16 protein-coding genes and 2 pseudogenes are annotated in these 17,627 nt (G+C 65.8%); 9 read left to right on the top strand and 9 right to left on the bottom strand.

All coding sequences use genetic code 11. From position 1 onward, the window contains the following. Positions 1-46: 46 nt before the first annotated feature. Both ACNJ7E_RS34730 and ACNJ7E_RS34725 read right to left on the bottom strand, forming a co-directional pair. Positions 47-1,069 carry a zinc-dependent alcohol dehydrogenase family protein gene (locus tag ACNJ7E_RS34730; protein ID WP_418342015.1) on the bottom strand — a complete coding sequence of 341 codons (1,023 nt, stop codon included), beginning with the start codon at positions 1,067-1,069 and terminating at the stop codon, positions 47-49. A 5-nt stretch (positions 1,070-1,074) separates the two neighbouring features. After that, positions 1,075-1,413, bottom strand: coding sequence for a carboxymuconolactone decarboxylase family protein (locus ACNJ7E_RS34725; protein ID WP_061697793.1), 339 nt, complete (start codon positions 1,411-1,413; stop codon positions 1,075-1,077). 342 nt (positions 1,414-1,755) lie between these two features. Here ACNJ7E_RS34725 and ACNJ7E_RS34720 point away from each other — a divergent pair, with 342 nt between their 5' ends. The 6 genes and pseudogenes from ACNJ7E_RS34720 to ACNJ7E_RS34695 all read left to right on the top strand — a co-directional run. Beyond that, complete coding sequence (locus ACNJ7E_RS34720) at positions 1,756-2,664, top strand: helix-turn-helix transcriptional regulator (RefSeq protein WP_418342014.1); 909 nt, start codon at positions 1,756-1,758, stop codon at positions 2,662-2,664. A 55-nt stretch (positions 2,665-2,719) separates the two neighbouring features. Next, on the top strand, positions 2,720-2,917 hold the full coding sequence (locus ACNJ7E_RS34715) for a cupin domain-containing protein (protein WP_418342013.1): 198 nt from the start codon (positions 2,720-2,722) through the stop codon (positions 2,915-2,917). Between the two features lie 2 nt (positions 2,918-2,919). Next, positions 2,920-3,906 (top strand): aldo/keto reductase, encoded by a 987-nt coding sequence (locus ACNJ7E_RS34710; protein WP_418342012.1) that lies wholly within the window; start codon positions 2,920-2,922, stop codon positions 3,904-3,906. 162 nt (positions 3,907-4,068) lie between these two features. Further along, positions 4,069-5,010 (top strand): annotated as a pseudogene (locus tag ACNJ7E_RS34705) (aldo/keto reductase). A 149-nt stretch (positions 5,011-5,159) separates the two neighbouring features. Further along, positions 5,160-5,702: an aldo/keto reductase gene (locus tag ACNJ7E_RS34700; RefSeq protein WP_418342061.1), complete on the top strand. Its 543-nt coding sequence runs from the start codon at positions 5,160-5,162 to the stop codon at positions 5,700-5,702. Continuing rightward, positions 5,599-6,198, top strand: a pseudogene (locus tag ACNJ7E_RS34695) (helix-turn-helix transcriptional regulator); the annotation flags it as partial. The gene ACNJ7E_RS34700 and the pseudogene ACNJ7E_RS34695, both read left to right, overlap by 104 nt. A gap of 59 nt (positions 6,199-6,257) precedes the next feature. On the opposite strand, the gene ACNJ7E_RS34690 reads toward ACNJ7E_RS34695, so the two are convergent. After that, the gene (locus ACNJ7E_RS34690) at positions 6,258-6,464 is read right to left on the bottom strand and encodes a hypothetical protein (protein WP_418342011.1); all 207 of its coding nucleotides are present in this window, start codon (positions 6,462-6,464) and stop codon (positions 6,258-6,260) included. Continuing rightward, positions 6,461-6,715 carry a hypothetical protein gene (locus ACNJ7E_RS34685; protein ID WP_242322953.1) on the bottom strand — a complete coding sequence of 85 codons (255 nt, stop codon included), beginning with the start codon at positions 6,713-6,715 and terminating at the stop codon, positions 6,461-6,463. Before ACNJ7E_RS34685 ends, ACNJ7E_RS34690 begins: the two co-directional genes overlap by 4 nt. Positions 6,716-7,023: 308 nt before the next feature. Between ACNJ7E_RS34685 and ACNJ7E_RS34680 the strand changes: the two genes are divergently transcribed. Continuing rightward, positions 7,024-7,212, top strand: a complete 189-nt coding sequence (locus ACNJ7E_RS34680) for a ChaB family protein (protein ID WP_009473096.1) — start codon at positions 7,024-7,026, stop codon at positions 7,210-7,212. Between the two features lie 164 nt (positions 7,213-7,376). Continuing rightward, complete coding sequence (locus tag ACNJ7E_RS34675) at positions 7,377-7,805, top strand: nitroreductase family deazaflavin-dependent oxidoreductase (RefSeq protein ID WP_280780293.1); 429 nt, start codon at positions 7,377-7,379, stop codon at positions 7,803-7,805. Positions 7,806-7,840: 35 nt separating this feature from the next. On the opposite strand, the gene ACNJ7E_RS34670 is transcribed toward ACNJ7E_RS34675, so the two are convergent. From ACNJ7E_RS34670 to ACNJ7E_RS34650, 5 genes are all read right to left on the bottom strand, one after another. After that, positions 7,841-8,623 (bottom strand): TetR/AcrR family transcriptional regulator, encoded by a 783-nt coding sequence (locus ACNJ7E_RS34670; protein ID WP_418342010.1) that lies wholly within the window; start codon positions 8,621-8,623, stop codon positions 7,841-7,843. Between the two features lie 38 nt (positions 8,624-8,661). Beyond that, positions 8,662-10,245 carry an FAD-dependent monooxygenase gene (locus tag ACNJ7E_RS34665; protein WP_418342009.1) on the bottom strand — a complete coding sequence of 528 codons (1,584 nt, stop codon included), beginning with the start codon at positions 10,243-10,245 and terminating at the stop codon, positions 8,662-8,664. A 164-nt stretch (positions 10,246-10,409) separates the two neighbouring features. Continuing rightward, positions 10,410-12,107 carry a (2,3-dihydroxybenzoyl)adenylate synthase gene (locus ACNJ7E_RS34660; protein ID WP_280780296.1) on the bottom strand — a complete coding sequence of 566 codons (1,698 nt, stop codon included), beginning with the start codon at positions 12,105-12,107 and terminating at the stop codon, positions 10,410-10,412. A gap of 43 nt (positions 12,108-12,150) precedes the next feature. Next, positions 12,151-14,475, bottom strand: a complete 2,325-nt coding sequence (locus ACNJ7E_RS34655) for a hydantoinase B/oxoprolinase family protein (protein WP_418342008.1) — start codon at positions 14,473-14,475, stop codon at positions 12,151-12,153. Positions 14,476-14,486: 11 nt separating this feature from the next. After that, positions 14,487-16,589, bottom strand: a complete 2,103-nt coding sequence (locus tag ACNJ7E_RS34650; protein ID WP_280780298.1) for a hydantoinase/oxoprolinase family protein — start codon at positions 16,587-16,589, stop codon at positions 14,487-14,489. 256 nt (positions 16,590-16,845) lie between these two features. Here ACNJ7E_RS34650 and ACNJ7E_RS34645 point away from each other — a divergent pair, with 256 nt between their 5' ends. After that, positions 16,846-17,604, top strand: a complete 759-nt coding sequence (locus tag ACNJ7E_RS34645) for a maleate cis-trans isomerase family protein (protein WP_418342060.1) — start codon at positions 16,846-16,848, stop codon at positions 17,602-17,604. Positions 17,605-17,627 lie beyond the last annotated feature (23 nt).

The following is a 17,627-nucleotide window of genomic DNA, read 5'->3' as shown; positions in this document are numbered from 1 at the left end:
CCGCCCGTGCCGAGGACGGGAAGCGACAATTCGGCCGTGGAAGAGCTCAGGGTTGGAGGAGGACCTTGATGGCGCGGCGCTCGTCCATGGCCTTGTACCCTTCGGCGACCTCGCTCAGCGGAAGGGTGAGATCGAAGACCTTGCCCGGGTCGATCTCGCGTCGCCAGATCCGGTCGATCAGGTCTGGCAGGAACCGGCGCACGGGGGCGGGACCGCCGTGCAGGTGGATCTCGGCGTAGAACAGTTCTTCGCCGGGCAGGTTCACGCCGTGTGAGACGCCGACGAAACCGAGATGCCCACCGGGACGGGTCGACCGGATGGCCTGCATCATCGCTTCCTGTGTCCCGACCGCTTCGATCACGGAGTGCGCGCCGAGTCCGCCGGTGAGTGCCTTGATTTTCGCGACACCGTCGTCGCCGCGTTCGGTGACGATGTCGGTGGCTCCGAACTCCAGGGCCAGCCGTTGGCGGGGCTCGTGGCGGGACATGGCGATGATCCGGTCGGCGCCGAGTTGCTTGGCGGCGAGAACGGCGAGCAAGCCCACCGCTCCGTCACCGACAACAGCCACAGTCTTACCGGGGCCGGCCTCGGCGGCGACGGCGCCGTACCAGCCGGTGCCGAGCACGTCGGAGGCGGCCAGCAACGACGGGACCAGGTCCGGATCGGGGATGCCGGGGGTGGCGACGAGGGTTCCGTCGGCGAGGGGGACCCGCAGCAGGTGTGCCTGCGCACCACCGGCGCCGGCGAACTCGACGTGCTCGCAGCGGGATTGGTAACCGGCCTGACAGATCTCGCAGGTGTTGTCGGAGGCGAAGAACGATCCGACGACGAAGTCACCGACCTTGACGTTGTTGACGTCCTTGCCGATCTGTTCGACGACGCCGACGTATTCGTGGCCCATCGGGGTGGGTTGGTCGACGGGGTTGATGCCGCGGTAGTCCCACAGGTCCGACCCGCACACGCAGGATGCGGCCAGGCGGATGATCGCGTCGGTCGGGGCGAGGATCTGCGGGTCCTCGCGCTGTTCATAGCGGACGTCGCCGGGGGCGTGGATGACGGCTCCGTACATGCGGTTCAGTTCTCCTCGGTGGTGAAGGCGTTCTTGGCGACGGTCATCGCGGACATGGCCTTGGGCCAGCCGGTGTAGAACGCCAGGTGGGTGATGGTCTCGATGAGTTCCTGTTCGGTCACGCCGTTGTCGCGGGCGAACGGGAGGTGGAAGTTGAGCTGGTCGATGTTGCCCATCGCGAGCAGGGCCGACACGGTGGCCAGGCTGCGGTCGCGCTTGGACAGATCGGGCCGTTCCCACACCTCGTCGAACAGGATCTTGTCGGTGTAGTGGACGAGTCCGGGGGCGAAGTCACCGAACGCGTTCTGTCCACCGGTCCAGCCAGTACCTGTGTTCTCAGCCATGCTTGTTTCCTCTCGTCCGGCATCCGGGGATGCCTCGTCGGTTGTTCAGTTCGTTTCCTGCTGCGACTCCTCGCATGCACCGCCTTCGAATTCATGCCGTTGTGCTGCCTCGCGATCGCCACCGATGCCAACGGTCGGCAAGGACGCGAACAGACGCCATCGACCGCAAAGATGACGACGCCATGAAAGGTCAGGCGAAGCGTTCTTTCGGTGCCATCGTCACCGTCGCGGAATCTCGGCAAGTTCTATGACACCTTCAGAACGTCCCCGGAGGGAGTCTCTGATGAGGGGTGTACCAGCAGGGCATCCCCTGCACGGCTGCATCGGCATAGCGTTTGCAGCGTGGACAACAGGAGTGAAGCACGAGAGTTTCTCATGTCCCGGCGCGCGAACCTCACCCCCGAGCAGGCAGGTCTGACCGTCTCCGGGCAGCGGCGTGTGGCGGGATTGAGACGCAGTGAAGTGGCGATGCTTGCCGATGTGAGCATCGAGTACTACGCCAAGATCGAGCGCGGGAACCTTGCCGGGGTCTCCGATGCCGTCCTCGAAGCGGTCGCGCGGGCGCTGCAACTGGACGACGCCGAACGTGAGCACCTCTTCGACTTGGCCCGCGTCGCGGGCGGCGCCGCCCAGCCTGTGCGCAGGCGCAATCCGAAGAGGTGGGTAGCCCGGGAGAGCCTTACGCGGGCACTGGATGTGATCACTCACGGGCCCGCGTTCGTACGCAATGGCCGAATGGACATCCTTGCCACCAACGCGCTGGGTCGCGCGTTCTACGATCGCGTCTTCGACGGGCCGGGGCAGGGCAATCTCGCGCGGTTCTGCTTCCTCGACGAGCGCGCCAAGGAGTTCTACCCCGACTGGGAAGCCGCCTCCGACATCACCGTGTCGATCCTACGGACCGAGGCTGGCCGCGACCCCCGCGACAAGCAACTGCACGATCTCATCGGGGAGCTCTCCACACGCAGTGACGCGTTCCGCACCCGGTGGGGCGCGCACAACGTACGCCGCCACGGCTCGGGCACAAAAAACTTCCAACACCACGTTGTCGGCGAGTTGACCTTGTCCTACGAGGGCATGGAGCTGACCGCCGAACCCGGACTCTCGTTCCTCATCTACACCGCCGAGCCCGGTTCAGCGAGCCAGGAACGGCTCGATCTCCTGGCGAGCTGGGCCGCCACCGCACATCAACACGAAGACACCGACCTGCAGAAGACTCAGGCCGCTGCGCCGAAAGAGACGAATCTATGAAACAGCTTTCCCAGAACCCGACAGGTAAGAACCCTCCGGGCAGTTCACCGGCGACATGTGGGTCGACCCGATCGCTGCCCCGCAGGAGCCGGGCCGGCGGATGGTCGTCGCCTGTGTCTGGTTCGCGCCCAGTGCCCGCACCGCCTGGCACTCCCACGAGAACGGCGACGACCCGGCCACGACGACGACCTGGCTCGAACACGTTGCCGACACCGACTACACCCGCGCACACAACATAACAGTGGAGGTCTGACCATGCACACCAGAACCCTCGGCCAAGGCCTCGAAGTCTCCGCGATCGGACTCGGCGCGATGGGCATGTCCCAGAGCTACGGACCCAACCCCGGCAGCCGGGACGACATGATCGCTGTCCTGCGCTCCGCGGTCGAGCACGGCGTCACGTTCTTCGACACCGCGGAGGTGTACGGACCGTACGTCAACGAGGAGCTCGTCGGCGAAGCCCTCGAACCCATCCGCGACCAGGTCGTGATCGCCACCAAGTTCGGCTGGGACATCCAGAACAATCAGAGCGCCGGACTGAACAGCAGGCCCGAGCAGATCCGCCGCGTCGCCGATGAATCCCTCACCCGATTGCGCACCGACGTGATCGACCTGTTCTACCAACACCGCGTCGATCCGGACGTGCCGATCGAGGATGTCGCCGGCGCCGTGGGCGAACTGATCGCCGCAGGCAAGGTACGCCACTTCGGCCTCTCCGAAGCCTCCGCCGCCACCATCCGCCGCGCACACGCCGTCCAGCCCGTCACCGCACTCCAGAGCGAATACTCGCTGTGGACACGCGACCCGGAGGCCGAGGTGCTCCCGACCCTGGCGGAGCTGGGCATCGGCTTCGTGCCGTTCAGCCCGCTCGGCAAGGGATTCCTCACCGGCACGGTCGACACCCGCACGACCTTCGCCGAGGGGGACGTGCGCGCGAGCATTCCACGTTTCAGTGAAAAGAACCGGGCAGCAAATCAGTCTCTCGTCGATCACGTCGCACAGCTTGCAACGGCAAAGGACGCCACCGCGGGCCAGATCGCCCTGGCCTGGCTCCTGGCGCAGCAGCCCTGGATCGTGCCGATTCCCGGAACGCGCCGGACCGCGCGCATCCAGGAGAACGCGGGCGCCACCGGCGTGCCGCTGTCGGCCGACGAAATCGCCGATCTCGACACCCTCGCCCGCCGGGTCGGCGTGCACGGCGACCGATACAACGAGTTTCACCTCGGCCTCGTCGGCCGCTGAGCCAGGTATCCCGCTCGCGCGACTATCCGAGGATGCCGATCTGCGTCCCCGACGTATCTGCAGTCATGTGGCGGTGACAGCCACCGAGAAGGAGCAATCGACAAGGAGTATGGACGACTGGGATCGACCGGATTGAACGTCAGCCGGATCGTGCTCGGCTGCATGAGCTACGGCGACCCCACGATTCCGGGCGGACACCCATGGTCGTTGAACGAGGACGCCGCCGAACGGCTCCTGCGGCAGGCGCTGGATTTAGGGATCACGTTCTGGGACACCGCGAACGTTTACGGGCATGGCACCTCGGAGGAGATCGTCGGGCGCGCGATGCGGAAGCTCGCCTCGCGGTAGCAGATCGTGCTGGCCTCGAAGCTGTTCTTCCCGATGCATGACGGCCCTGGCGGGCGAGGACTGTCCCGCAAGGCCATCATGGAGCAGATCGAAGGAACCCTCATCCGCCTTGGCATCGATTACGTCGACCTGTACCAGATCCACCGGTTCGACCCCGACGCTCCGGTCGAGGAGACCATGGAGGCCCTGCACGACGTCGTCAGAGCCGGGAAGGCCCGCTACATCGGCGCGTCCTCGATGTGGGCATGGCAGTTCTCCAAGATGCAGTACACCGCCCGCCTGCATGGCTGGACCGAGTTCGTGTCCATGCAGAACCAGTACAGCCTGCTCCAGCGGGAGGAGGAGCGTGAGATGTTCGGGCTGCTTGCCGATCAGGGCATCGGATCGATCCCGTGGAGCCCGCTGGCCAAAGGCCGGCTGACCCGCCCGTTCGGGCAGGCGGGCACGACCCGATCCGCAGACGATGCCGCCGCCGAGCGCTTCTTCGCCGGTCACGGCGACCGCGACAAGCCCATCATCGACGCCGTCGAGAAGGTCGCCCACGAACGGGGCGTGCCCATGGCCCAAGTCGCCCTCGCCTGGGTCATGCACAACCCGCAGGTGACCGCGCCAATCGTGGGCGCGACCAAGCCACATCACCTCGTCGACGCAGCCGCAGCGGTAGACCTGACCTTGACCGACGACGAGATCGAGCAGCTCGAAGCCGGCTACACACCGAGGCAGCCCACCGGCTACGCGACCCCGTCCGGCGGATAACCATCCCGGGCCGGCCGGGGCGCGGACCATACCATTCCATCCGGTCCGTTGCACCGAACCAACCCGCACGGAGAGGAGAACACCAACTCAGGTGATACGCGCATCTGGGCCGCTCCGGCCGGCTCGTCAGCCGCAACGGCTTGGGCACCATGAACTTCGGCGACGCCACCGACAAGCCGGCCAGCTTCGAGATCATGGACACCGCGATCGACAACGACATCAACTTCTTCGACTCGGCCGACGTCTACGGTGGCCCCCGGTACCCGGACACGGAGAAGGGGTACGGCACCTCTGAGGAGATCATCGGCGAATGGCTGGCCAAGAGCGGCCGCCGTGACGAGATCGTCCTGGCCACGAAGGTGTATCAGCCGATGGGGCTCGGACCGAACGACCGGCGCCTGTCCGCATATCACATCAAGCGGGCGTGCGAGGCCGCTGCCGACCGACAACATCGACCGGGCCAACCCCGTTCGAGGAGACCTGGCAGGCCATGGAGCAACTGGTCCAGGAGGGCAAGATCACGTATGTCAGCTCCAGCAACTACGCCGGCTGGGGCATCGCCACCACGCAGCTCACCGGCGAGTCCCGGCACTTCCTCGGTTGCAGGGCGAATTGCGGCCACTGTTGCGGCATCGGGAGGTCGAAGTCGACTATGTCGACCCGCCGGCCGACGGCCGTCCGCTTCCTGGTGAGGTGGCGCATGCGGCACGCGCGATGGTCCGCGCCATCGTGCTGCCCCGGCTACGGATCGCGTGGGACTGCGACGGTGACAACGTTCTGATCGAGGTTCGCGACCAGGGGCTCGGCGCCATCGACCGCAACGCGCTGACTCGGCAACTGTCCGGACGCCTGCACACGTTGCGCGGCCGGATCGACATCGAATCCATCGCCGGGTGGGGGAGTCGCGTGACGCTGACCATCCCGTTGGATCCGCGCGCCCCCCGCCCCGACGAGGACCTGCTGTCCACCCTGAACCCCCGCGAGCTCGAAGTCCTCGCGCACCTCGCGGTCGGCAAACGCAATCGCGCCATCGCCGAGGAACTCGGGATCAGCCAGCGCACGATCAAGTTTCACGTCGCGAGCGTGCTCAAGAAACTCGAGGGCGCCAACCGTGGAGAGGCCGGAGCAATCGGAATACGAGCCGGTATTGCATCCGGCAAAGCGCATTCCTCGCCCGGCACCGGCTAGAGAGCCGAACCTCGATCCCGGTAGGGGCTTCTGCCACGGACCGGGCCGGCGGACGGTTGTCACATGCTGTCGAAGATGCGTTGTTCGGGAACTCCTGCGTTCTGCGCTGCGGTGACGGCGTCGAGGAGGTCGTCGGTGAGCTGTTCGAAGGTGGCCGATCGGACCCGTTCGGGCGGTCGGTCGCTCGGGTGGGTGGTCAGGAAGCTGTGCAGCATGACGCAGGTGTCGCGTACGTGCTCGAGTGCCCGGCGTTGGTCGTCGTTCATCGACGGTCCGGCGGCCGGCCGGCGTTCGGCGTCTGGGTTTCGTGCGGCGCCCTGGACGGGCAGGCATGGTCGACCGCTCTCAGCAGGTCGTGCGTGAGTCGTTTGTAGGTGGTGAGCCAACGGTGGTCGACGGGTTCGTCGCGCAGGTACGCCGTCAGGACGGCGGTGTTCTCGCCGGTATCCAACCATCGGCGTAGGTCGGTGGTGCGATCCTGGACGTGCTGTAACAATGTGTGTGGCGAAACAGGCATCGAGTCTCCTCTGGTGCGGACTTCCCTTCGGCGAGAATGAAATTGGCGTTGCTGTGTGTTTTCCGAGGTCATTGTTACCCATACCGGTGATCGGTGCCAGGTGTTTCCCCGGTCTACACCGTTGGCAGGCCACCGTGGAGACCTGCTTCGATGCCTGTGATTCTCGGTGTCGGGTGCGCTGCGCAGACCCTGCCTGCGGGCGCCCCGCGGCCGACATCGGAAAACCGGGTCAACCCGGTTCCGCCGCGGTGGTCCCGGGCGGACAATCGAGGGGTACGTCACGGCCACGACCGAGAAGGAGTGGAGCGGTGAACCGAACCGAGCTCCCACAGACACTGCGGCGATCGTCGAAGGAGGTACAGGCGGCCTTCGCGGCTGCCCACGAGATGGCCGTCCGGCGGTACGGCGAGGGCGAGGAGGCCCAACGAGCGGCGTACGGGGAGCTCAAACAGAGTTACGAGCTCGCAACCGACCACTGGGTGCCCAAACAGGACTGATTTTCCACAAGGGCCTGATGGCGACGACGCCTGCATGTGCGTGGCGTCGGATTGGCGGTGCCGGAATGGTCGCCATCGCGGTCAGCGGAAAGAGTGCGACACGAGACGACGTCATTCGACCGGAAATGCCCCCCGTTCCGGTGCCGGCCTAGGACAATTCCCAGATGAGCACCCCCGACGACTGGAACGCGAATATCATTGCCGAATTCCGGGCAAACCAGGGCCGAGTGGGTGGCCCGTTCGAGGGCGCCCCGGTGGTGCTGGTTCACCACCGGGGCCGAAAGACTGGGCGCGATCGGGTGAGCCCGATGATGTATCTACCCGATGAGCAAGGTCCGGACACGATTTACGTTTTCGCTTCCAAGGCCGGTGCCCCGACCAATCCCGACTGGTACTACAACCTCGTCAGTGCAGGGGAGGCGGAGGTCGAACGCGGCACCGAGCAGTACCCGGTGACTGTCGTCGAGGTGACCGGTGACGAACGGGATCGGATCTACACCGAGCAGGCCCGCCGATATCCCGGCTTTGCCGAATATGCGGAGAAGACGGCGGGCATCCGGACGATCCCCGTGCTGGCGCTGCGACGCGCGTGACCTCCGTCAGGATCAGCCGTTGCCGTCGAGCGCGGTCAGTCGGGGCGTGATTCGTCGAGCAGCCGTTCGAGGTAGTTCAGGTCCTGGCGGATCATCGCGATCGCTCGCGCGGGACCTTCCGGGGTCGCCGACTGCGGGTCCTGGTGGACCAACGAGCGTACTGCCATGTCCGCGAGTTGAGTGGCGATGACTCGGTCGTCGTCTGCGTTTCCCGGCTGATGCCACCAGGCGATCCAGTTGAGCATGCCGATGACGGCCAGAGCTGCGGTTCGCGGGTCGACCGGTCGCATCTCACCGATGCGGATACCGTCTTCGACGACGTGGATGAATTCCTTGAGCACGTGTCGACGGCTCTGCTCGTAGTTGCGTGAGATGTCTTCGGGTAATTCGGCTTCCGAACGGATGATCAACCGGAATCGATCCGGAGCCTGCGCCTGATGCAGTGCGATGGCGGTGGCCATCTCGCGGAGCTTTTCTGTCGGACCCAGATCGGTGCGCTCGTTGATGGTGTGCAGCAGCGCGGCCGGTGTCTCGGTGCTCTCGCTGACCAGGCGGGAGAGGAGCTCGTCCTTGTTGGCCACGTAGTGATAGAGGGCCGGCCGTGTCAGGCCGGTTGCGTCGGCGATGTCCTGCAGCGTGGTGCTCGCGAATCCTCGTTCGGCAAACAGCCGAGTGGCTTGCTCGATGATCTGCTTTTCCACCAGCTCACGGCGAGGGTTGCTGCGGATGCCCGCGGTTTCGGTCGCAGCCTGATCGGTGGAACGGGATTTGCCCCGGCCTCGGGGTCGGCGCTCGTTCGGGGCCTCCTCGCTTGTCATGTCCGAAGGATAACGGGCGCCGGTCGCTGGTCGCGTACTCATGTCGAGACCCGCAACCCGGAAAGCGCCGGATCAGCGTCCGACGTCGCGGGATCACTGAAGAATGCGAGGTGCATCCGTACGCTGGCCAAACCTGCTGCGACATCTGCGCGGCAGGAACCGGGGGCCTCGACGACGACGACTGCGTCTGTGCGGTGACCGAGGCGTTCGGCGAAGTCGAGCCTGCCGAGCAGCGATGAGCGGGTGGTTGGGCCGGTGAGCCAGAGAGTTCGCGCGGTTGGTGCGGTCTCGATGAGTGCGGTGGCCTCCGGACCCCAGGCGGACTCGAAGTCGATATCGAGCACTGTGGTGGTGGCGGCGTCGCGCAGGTCCGCCGGTGCGATCCGGTGCTCGAATCGGCGGTCACCGTGGGCGAGTGGTTGCCCGATCGTCCAGTCTGTGATGTCGGTGTCGGGGATCGCGTCGGCAGCCACGTCCGCGTAGTTCGCCAGGCCCTTCCGCACGAGCATGGGGGCGGTGTCGTGGAATCGGCTGAGACTGACCTTTCCGGCGCGGGTCATGTAGGCGATCAGCAGCTGTTCGACGGGTAGGTTCATCCGCTGCGGGAAGGACTCCCACCAGAGTTCGCTGCGGTGCGCGATGTGCTGGAGGTATTCGACGGCGGGGCGGCGGGTTCGCTCGTAGTGCGCGAGCGCGTCCTCGATGTTCGGGGAGGCGGTGAGTGCCTCGTCGAGGGCGATGGCGTCCTCCATGGCCAGCTTGGTGCCCGAGCCGATGGAATAGTGCGCGGTGTGGGCGGCGTCGCCGAGGAGTACGACGTTGCCGCTGTGCCAATGCCCACACGAGATGGTCCGGAAGCGCATCCAGCGGGTGCGGTTACCGATCAGCCGGTGGTGCTGCAGAGTGTCGGCGAACGCTGCCTGCAGGTAGTGCAGTGAGGTTTCGTCACTGTCGAGTGGTGCTGTCTGCTCGGTGGATACGTCGAACCCTGCCCGCCGCCACGTGTCCTCGTCGGTTTCGATGAGGAATGTGCTGCGGTCCGGCGCGTAGGGGTAGGCGTGCGCGACGAACGTGCCGTGCTCGGTGGTGACCGGTGTGAATATGGCGCTCGGAAGAGCGAAATCGGTTCCGCACCAGAGGTACAGGCCGGTGCCGGTGTCGATGTGTGGATCGAAGCGGTCTGCGAGCTGTGTGCGCGTTCCGCTGTTGATGCCGTCGGCCGCGATGATGAGGTCCGCGTCGAGGTCGGCGATGTCCCGGCGTTCGCCGAAGTGCAGTCGGACACCGGCCTGTCGGGCTTGCTGTTGCAGCACTTCGAGCAGGGAGGTACGCGCGATCGCGAGGAGGTCGCCGCTCTGCAGCCGGGCGATGTGCTCGCCGACCTGCATCGACATGTCGTGCGGGTGTGCAGCGGCAACGATGGCCTCCAGCGATGCCGAATCGGCCTCGCGAAGATTGCGCTGTGTGCGGGAGGCGAGGCCGACGCCGAATCCGAATGTCTTGTCCGGGGCGCTCTGTTCGTACACGGTCACCTCGGCGTCCGGATGGCTGAGCTTGAGCAGTCTTGCGGCATAGAGACCGCCGGGTCCACCTCCGAGAACTGCGACTCGCGCGAGATTCATGGCAAAACTCCAGTCTGTGTGACGTTTAAGTCAAGTATTCGACGTTTATGTCGAACAGTCAATGTGACGTGTGCGGTCGATGTCATCTGGAAGGTGGTCGTCTTCGGGGGAATGCCCGTGTGGACATGCCCCGAAGGTGTTGATCCAGAACGGAACACGTGGTTCTAGACGACCGCGCCGCGTGCATCGGCTTCGGCGAGCACTTTCGCGGCTATCTCGGCACGCAACCGCTTCTTGTCGATCTTGTTCACATTGGTGTGCGGCAAGGATGTCACCCATTCGAGCCGTTCGGGCCACTTGAACTTGGCGACGCCGAGCCGGGCCAGATGCTCTTGAACGGCCTTCATCGACAACGGCTCTTCGTCGGTGGCCACCAGATATGCGCAGGTTTTCTCCCCGAGTCGGGGATCGGGCATGGCGACTACCGCCGCATTGGCGACGCGAGGATGCTCGAGCAGCAGTAATTCGAGTTCCTCCGCGTTGATCTTCTCCCCGCCCCTGTTGATGAGGTCCTTGATTCGGCCCTCGATCGACAGGTACCGCTCGCCGTCGATGACGGTGATCGCGGCGAGGTCACCGGTGCGGTAGAAGCCGTCGGAGGTGAAGGCATCCCGGTTGTGCTCCGGGGCATCGAAGTAGCCGGGGATCGTGTACGGGCCGCGGCAGCACAGTTCTCCGACGCCGCCGTCGGGGAGATCTATCTCGGTACCCGGCTCGAGGATACGAATTTCGTCGTCGGACGCGATCGGGGTTCCCACGGTCGTCAGGCGAGCGTGGGTGGGGGAGTCGATCGGGGTCACCGTCAGCAGCCCTTCGGACATGCCGAACAGCTGGCCGGCCCAATGCCCCGCACCGTCGTCGACTCGTTCGAACAGTTCGGGTGGAACCTTGGCACCCGACAGTACGACCCGTCCGAGAGACGCGCGGGCCTTGTCGAAGTCCGGGGTCAGAACTGCCTGGTAGTGGCCGTGCCCGATGAGGACTTCGGTCGCCTCCGACCGTGCCATCAACTCGAACGCCGCGGGAGCGTCAGCGGTGGCCAGTACCAGGCAGGCGCCGACGGAGTGCGCCGCGTGCAGCCCACACGAGATTCCGGCGTTGTGAATGATCGGTATCAGGTGTGCCACGCGACTGTGTTCGTCCCAGCCGAGTCGTTGTGCGTAGAGCAGGGCGTTGTTCCAGTATTCGGCATGGATGCGCGGAATCACCTTGGGCACACCGGTGGTACCGCCGGACAGCTGGAACGCGACGACGTCGAGTGGGTCGATCTGCGCTTCTATCTGTTCGACCACGGCACGGGCTGCGGCGGGATCGGTCTCGCGACCGATGTCTTCCAGTCGGGTCACGCCTGGCTGATCGTTGCCCGCCTCGTCGCCGACGCTGATGATGTGCCGGATGCTGGGATGCCCGGCGGCGTGTTCGCGTGCGAACTCGACGAGATCGAATCCCGCGGTGCGGGCCTCGACGATATGCCCCACGGCGCCGACCTTGCGGCTGACGTGCCCGATCTCGTGCATGCGGTGCGCGGCCAAAGTCGCGACGGGAACCAGGCCGGCCTTGAGGCAGCCGTACCAGGCAAGGACGGTCTCCAGGCGATTGGTCAGCTGGAAGATGACCGGATCGAGTCGGTCGAGCCCGAGCCGGATCAGTCCGGCCGCGATCTGGTCGGTCCGACGGTCCAGTTCGGCGAAGCTCATCGAACCCTCCGCACTGATCACCGCCGTTCGATCCGGGAACCGGGTGGCGATCCGGTGCAGTCGCCGCCCGGTGGGATCGGCGCTCCACATTCCGCTTTCGCGGTAGTGCCCGGCCCGGTCCGCGGGGAAGGTGACGAGGCGTCCGCCCCAATCCGAGAAGGTCACCGCAGCCCTCCTGCTTCCAGTGTCATCACAGCGTTCGCCGACATTATCGCTCCGCTACCGCGGGTAGGAGGCGGGCGATGTCCAGGGCGTGATCGGGGTGATCGGCGGGGACGATGCCGGAGTAGACAGCGGTCCAGCAACCGGGGCAGCACAGCTGCCGGAAGACGACGGGGGCGTCGACGTACTCGCGCGGATCGGAGGTCACCTGTGGTCCGGCGGTCGAGGAGGGACCTTCGAACCGGGCGAGGTCCAGCGCAGCATTGGTCCTGTCGTCTCCGAGGAGGCGTCCGCACTGGGCGCAGGCGATCGCGCGGGTGTCCCCGATCGTGACCTCTGCCAGGTTGTCGTCGAGTCTGCGAGCCCCGGTCAGGTCGAGCACGGGGGCATCGGACGAAGTAACCCCGGAGCGGTCTCGGCGCTCCGTGCGCATCTCGTCTCGCCGATCCGACGTCCGGTTCTCATCGACGTCTCCATCGGAGAGGATGACTCCATAGACGGTTTCGGCACCGTGTTCGGTGACCTTGCCTTCGCGGAAGTCGGCTGAAACGGCGGCCGGGTCGCGCAGCAACGGATCACCGTAGCCGCCGCCGCCCTGCCAGTGCATGTACAGCACCTCACCGGGTGCCACGTAGCTCTCGGCGTAGCAGGCTCCGAGTTCGCGGCCGCCGCCGAGATCGTCCAGGGCGTCGGGGATGCGGCCGTCCGCGAACTGTTCGACGATGTCGGTGCCGCGGGCGAGGACCTCGACGCCGGTATTGCCGGGGTATCCGCCTGCGAGACCGTTGTTCTGGGCGACGGCCTTGCCTGCCGACGCCAGTACCAGGCCCATCGGCAGGCTGGTGCCGTAGGGGGTGATGGCGATGGAGGCACTGACACCGCCGCGCTGCCGTCCGGGTCCGCCGGAGTCGGGTTCCTCGCGGCGCCACAGGGTGAGCAGCGGGTAGAGGAATTCGGTCATTTCGGTGTCCGGGATGCGGCCCATCGGGATGCAGAAGAGGCCACCCGTGTCCATGCCGTCGGCGGTGGGGCGGGCCCCGTAGCCGCCGGCCATCGGCTCCATCATGATGTTGAGGAAGGGCACCGACTGTTCGGGGCGTTCGTCGAGACCGGCGATAACGGCGGTGTCCCAGGTGCCGCAGCACGCGGCCTGCACGCTTGTGCCGAGATCGACCGACCGGTCGAGCATCTGCGACAGGCATTCGGCGATCAGGGTGCCGGTGAGCCACGCGGGTCCGATCGGTCCGCGGCTGACCGCGGCGGGGAAGGTGGCGTTGTTGATCGTGCCCTCTTCGGAGACCAGGTCGAAGCAGCGCATCAGTCCACCCGCGGACCAGGGGATGTCCCCGGCGAGGATCGGAAGCAGGGCGAGCATGACTCCGCCGCGCATGCCCGCGTAAGTGCAGTTGATGACGCCGGTCTGCGGGTCGGTGCCGGTGAAATCGAAGGTGAGGTGGTCGGCGGTCTTGGTCATGGCCACGGTGATCTTGTGGATCCCGCGGTCGCCGGTGTGTGACTGATCCTGGTAGCCGGTGGCCTTCCAGGTTCCGTCGGGCAGCGAGGTGAGCTTGCCGCGCAGACGTCCCTCGGCGTCGGCCATCATCCGCTTCATCACGGCCTTGACGGTGTCGGCGCCATACTGCTCGATCACCGCGAGCAGTCGGTTGCGCCCCACGGTGTTGGCGCCGATCTTCGCGCGGAGATCGAGTCCGACGAGCATGGGCACCCGCGAGCGCCGCACCCAGGCGTCGGAGACGTCGCGTTGCAGTTCGTAGTCGCGGACCACCTTGATCGGGGGTGTCGGCAGCGACTCGGAGAACACGTCCTGGGCAGAGGGGTCGAACGAGCCGAGCCCGGACCCGCCGAGATCGGGTTCGTGGCAGATGGCGCTGGTCCAGGCGAAGAGCTTGCCCTCGTGGAAGATTGGTTGATAAACGATCACATCGCTCTGGTGCAGTCCGCCGCCGACCCAGGGGTCGTTGCACAGGAACATGTCGCCCTCGGTGATGCCCGGGTTGGTCGCGCGGTGCTGGAGGGTCCAGTAGATGGCGAGGTCGACGGCCCCGACGAGCATGGTGTTGTACAGGCCTACCTGCACTTCCTGCCCGATTTCGTCGCTGATCGCGAAGTCGAAGTCGTTGGCGTCGGTGACGATGGGGGAGCCGGACATGCGTTTGAGTGCTTCGCCCATTTCGTCGGTGACCGACCACAGCCGGTGCCGGATGACCTCGTAGGTCAGTGGGTCGAGGTTGTCGATGTGCTCCTGGCTGACGGTGTGGACTGCCAGCGTCGGGGGCAGCGATCGCGCCAGTGCGTCGGGGTCGATCGGTCGGCTCGAGAAGATTTCGGAGCCGGGGATTTGCATGGTCATCTTCGGTGCTCCTACTGGGCGACGATGGTGAGGTTGCCGAGGCGGTCGACGGTGCCGGTGGTGTCGTGGGGAACGACGACGGTGGTCGTGGGGACTTCGATGATGGCCGGCCCGTGCAGGACGTGTCCGGCGAGCAGCTTGCTGTAGTCGTAGACGTCGGTGTCGACGTACCCGATCCGGCCGTCCAGGCACACTTTTCGGGTTCCGATGTGTGCTGGTGTGGGATCGGCGGAGTCCGCGGACTTGACCTCCGGCAGCGTAGGGGAGAACGGCAGGAGGCCGGTGGCCCGGACACGGTAGGTGATGGCCTGGATTCCGGCCTCACGGAAACCGCTGTCTTTTCCGTACAGTTCGGCGTACCGCTGCTCGAAGAGGTCCGACGCGGCGTGGATACCGGTGGCGTCGAGGCTGCCGGCAGGTACCGCTGTCGCTACCTCCGCGAGTTGCATGGTGTAGCGCATGTCGATTTCGCGTTCGATCTCCACCCCGGTGAAGGTCAACCCCTGCCGGTTGAGTTGCTCGAGGACCTGGGACTCGAGTTGGGCGAAGTTGCGCTCGGCACGGGCAGGATCGAGCGGCATGACGGCCGGGTCGGACAGTTCGGCGGCGAGGACGATGTTGGACGAGGCCAATCCGTAGGCGGAGAACGCCGAGGCCACCTGGCCGAGTGGGACGATGACTTCCCTGACGCCGACCTCGCGGGCGTAGGCGGCGCAGTGGGCTGGGCCGGCACCGCCGAAGGCGTAGAGCACGAAGTCGCGGGGGTCGTGTCCCGCCTCGACCACCGTCTTACGCAGCAGGTCACCGGTCTGGGCGTTCTGTACGGCGTAGATGGCCGCGGCCGCGTCTTCGATCGACAGCCCGAGGGGTTCGGCGATCTTGGTGCGGATCGCTTCCCGCGCGAGGTCCTTGTCCAGCGGCTTACGGCCGCCGAGGAGCCCGTGTTCGGGCAGGATCCCGAGAACCAGGTTCGCGTCGGCGTTGGTCGGTTCGATGCCGCCCTGGCCGTAGCAGGCCGGGCCGGGGACGGCCTGGGCGCTGTGTGGGCCGATCTGGAGATTGCCGCCGGGGTCGACCCAGGCGATGGCGCCGCCGCCGGAACCGATGGCGTGTACCTCGAGGGTGGGAACGTTGATCGGGTGGTGGTTGATGATCGTGCTCGACGCCCGGACCGGCTCGCCGTCGACGACGAGGCCGACGAGGAAGGTGGTCCCGCCCACATCGGTGGCGATGATGTTGCGGTGGCCGAGTTGTTTGCCGAGGGACACCGCACCGACCACGCCACCGGTCAGCACCGAGCCGACGGTGCTGATCGCGTTCTTCGGTGCCTCGGCGGCTGCGACGGCGCCGCCGTTGCTCTGCATCACCAGCAGGGGTCCGGCGAGTTTGCGTTCCCGCAGCTCGGACTCCAGTGAACCGAGGTAGTCACGTAGCCCCGGTCCGATCTGGGTGCTCATGATGGTCGTCGCGTTGCGGGCGAATTCGCGGATGCGTGGGCTCACCTCACTCGACAGGGACACGAACACCGTCGGGTCGATCTCGTGGACGAGTTCGCGGATGCGCTGCTCGTGCGTCGGGTTGCGGAACGACCACAGTAGGGAGACTGCGATCGCGGTGATGCCGTCGGCGAGAAGCGTGCGGATGGATCGACGGGCGGATTCTTCGTCGAGTGCGACGACGACGTTGCCGTCGCGGTCGAGTCGTTCGGTGACTTCCAGGGCATGCTTCTTCGGTATCAGGCCATGAGACTTGCTCTGCCCCATGACATTTTGCAACTGCTCCGGTGAGCCGCCCAGGTATCGGCCCTCGACGTTCATGATGTAGATGGAGTCGCGATGGCCTTTGGTGGTGAGGAAGCCGACCGGCGGCACGTTGCCCATGACGAGCGCGTTGAGTGACGACGTGGTGCCGTGTGCGATGTGGTGGGTGTTTGCCAGCATTTCCTCGATCGGACAGCCCAATTGCCCGGCGAGTACCTCGAGGACGTCGATCACGCCGCGGGAGTAGTCCGGCGGTGTCGAGGGGGCCTTCGCGGCGAGAACAGTGCCTGCATCGTCGTCCAATACCGCGTCGGTGAACGTGCCACCGACGTCCACTCCGATCACATATGCCATTGCAGCTGCGCTCCTTCGTGCTGGGGGAAATTCAGGGGGCGGTGTGAGGTCATCCTCGAACACTCCCTACGTCTGTGTCGAGTATTCGACGTGAATGATGACATGTCAAGAGGCAACTGTGAGTGCCGTCACGGAGGTGGGGGAAGTTGCGGTGAACCCACGCTTCGGTCACTCGGGGGTTGACGAATCATCATTAGCGTCGAATACTCGTCATGGGCGTAAATCTATGTCCGACTCCCACCAGAAGGGCCACAACATGGGCATTCATCGCATCGGACTCGTCGTACCGAGTTCGAATGTGACCGTCGAGACGGAAATGCCGGCACTGCTCAACCGGCATGCGGACGCGCGGTTCTCGTTTCACTCGAGCCGGATGCGGATGCAGTCCGTGTCCCCGGAACAGCTACGGGCGATGAACGCCCAACGCGAGCGATGCATCCTCGAACTCGGTGATGCCGGGGTCGACGCCATTCTCTACGCGTGCCTGGTCGCGCTGATGTCGGTGGGACCCGGAGAGCATCAGCGGGTGGAGGGGCTGATTGCCGAGCAACTGGCCACCGGCGGTTCGGAAGCGGCGATCCGCTCGAGCGCAGGCGCACTCGTCGAAGCACTCCACGCCATCCACGCCGAACGGATCGTTCTGGTCACCCCCTACATGCGTCCCCTCGCCGAGCAGGTCGTCGCGTACATCGAGGCCGAAGGAATTCGGGTATCGGACTGGCGAGCACTCGAGGTCGCCGACAACGCGGAGGTCGGCTGTATCCCCGGCGACCGGGTCATGGACGCTGCCCGATCGCTCGACCGCGCCGGAGCCGACGCGCTGGTGATCTCCGCGTGCGTGCAGATGCCCTCACTCGACCTCGTCCAAGCGGCTGAAGACGAGTTCGGGCTGCCCGTCCTCTCGGCGGCCACCGCCGGTGTCTACAGCCTGCTGAGGGCCCTCGATCTTCCGGTCGACATCCCCGGAGCCGGTGGTCTCCTGCGTGCCGACGCTCAGGCCGCCGCCCTTCAGTAGCCCCGAATCCATTGGAGTTCACC

Origin of the sequence: Rhodococcus mengyinensis (assembly GCF_048381435.1) — a bacterium.
In the GTDB taxonomy this organism is placed as follows: domain Bacteria; phylum Actinomycetota; class Actinomycetes; order Mycobacteriales; family Mycobacteriaceae; genus Rhodococcus_F; species Rhodococcus_F opacus_D.
The sequence above is the reverse complement of the archived record's forward strand: the minus strand, read 5'-3'. Positions and strand labels throughout refer to the sequence as shown.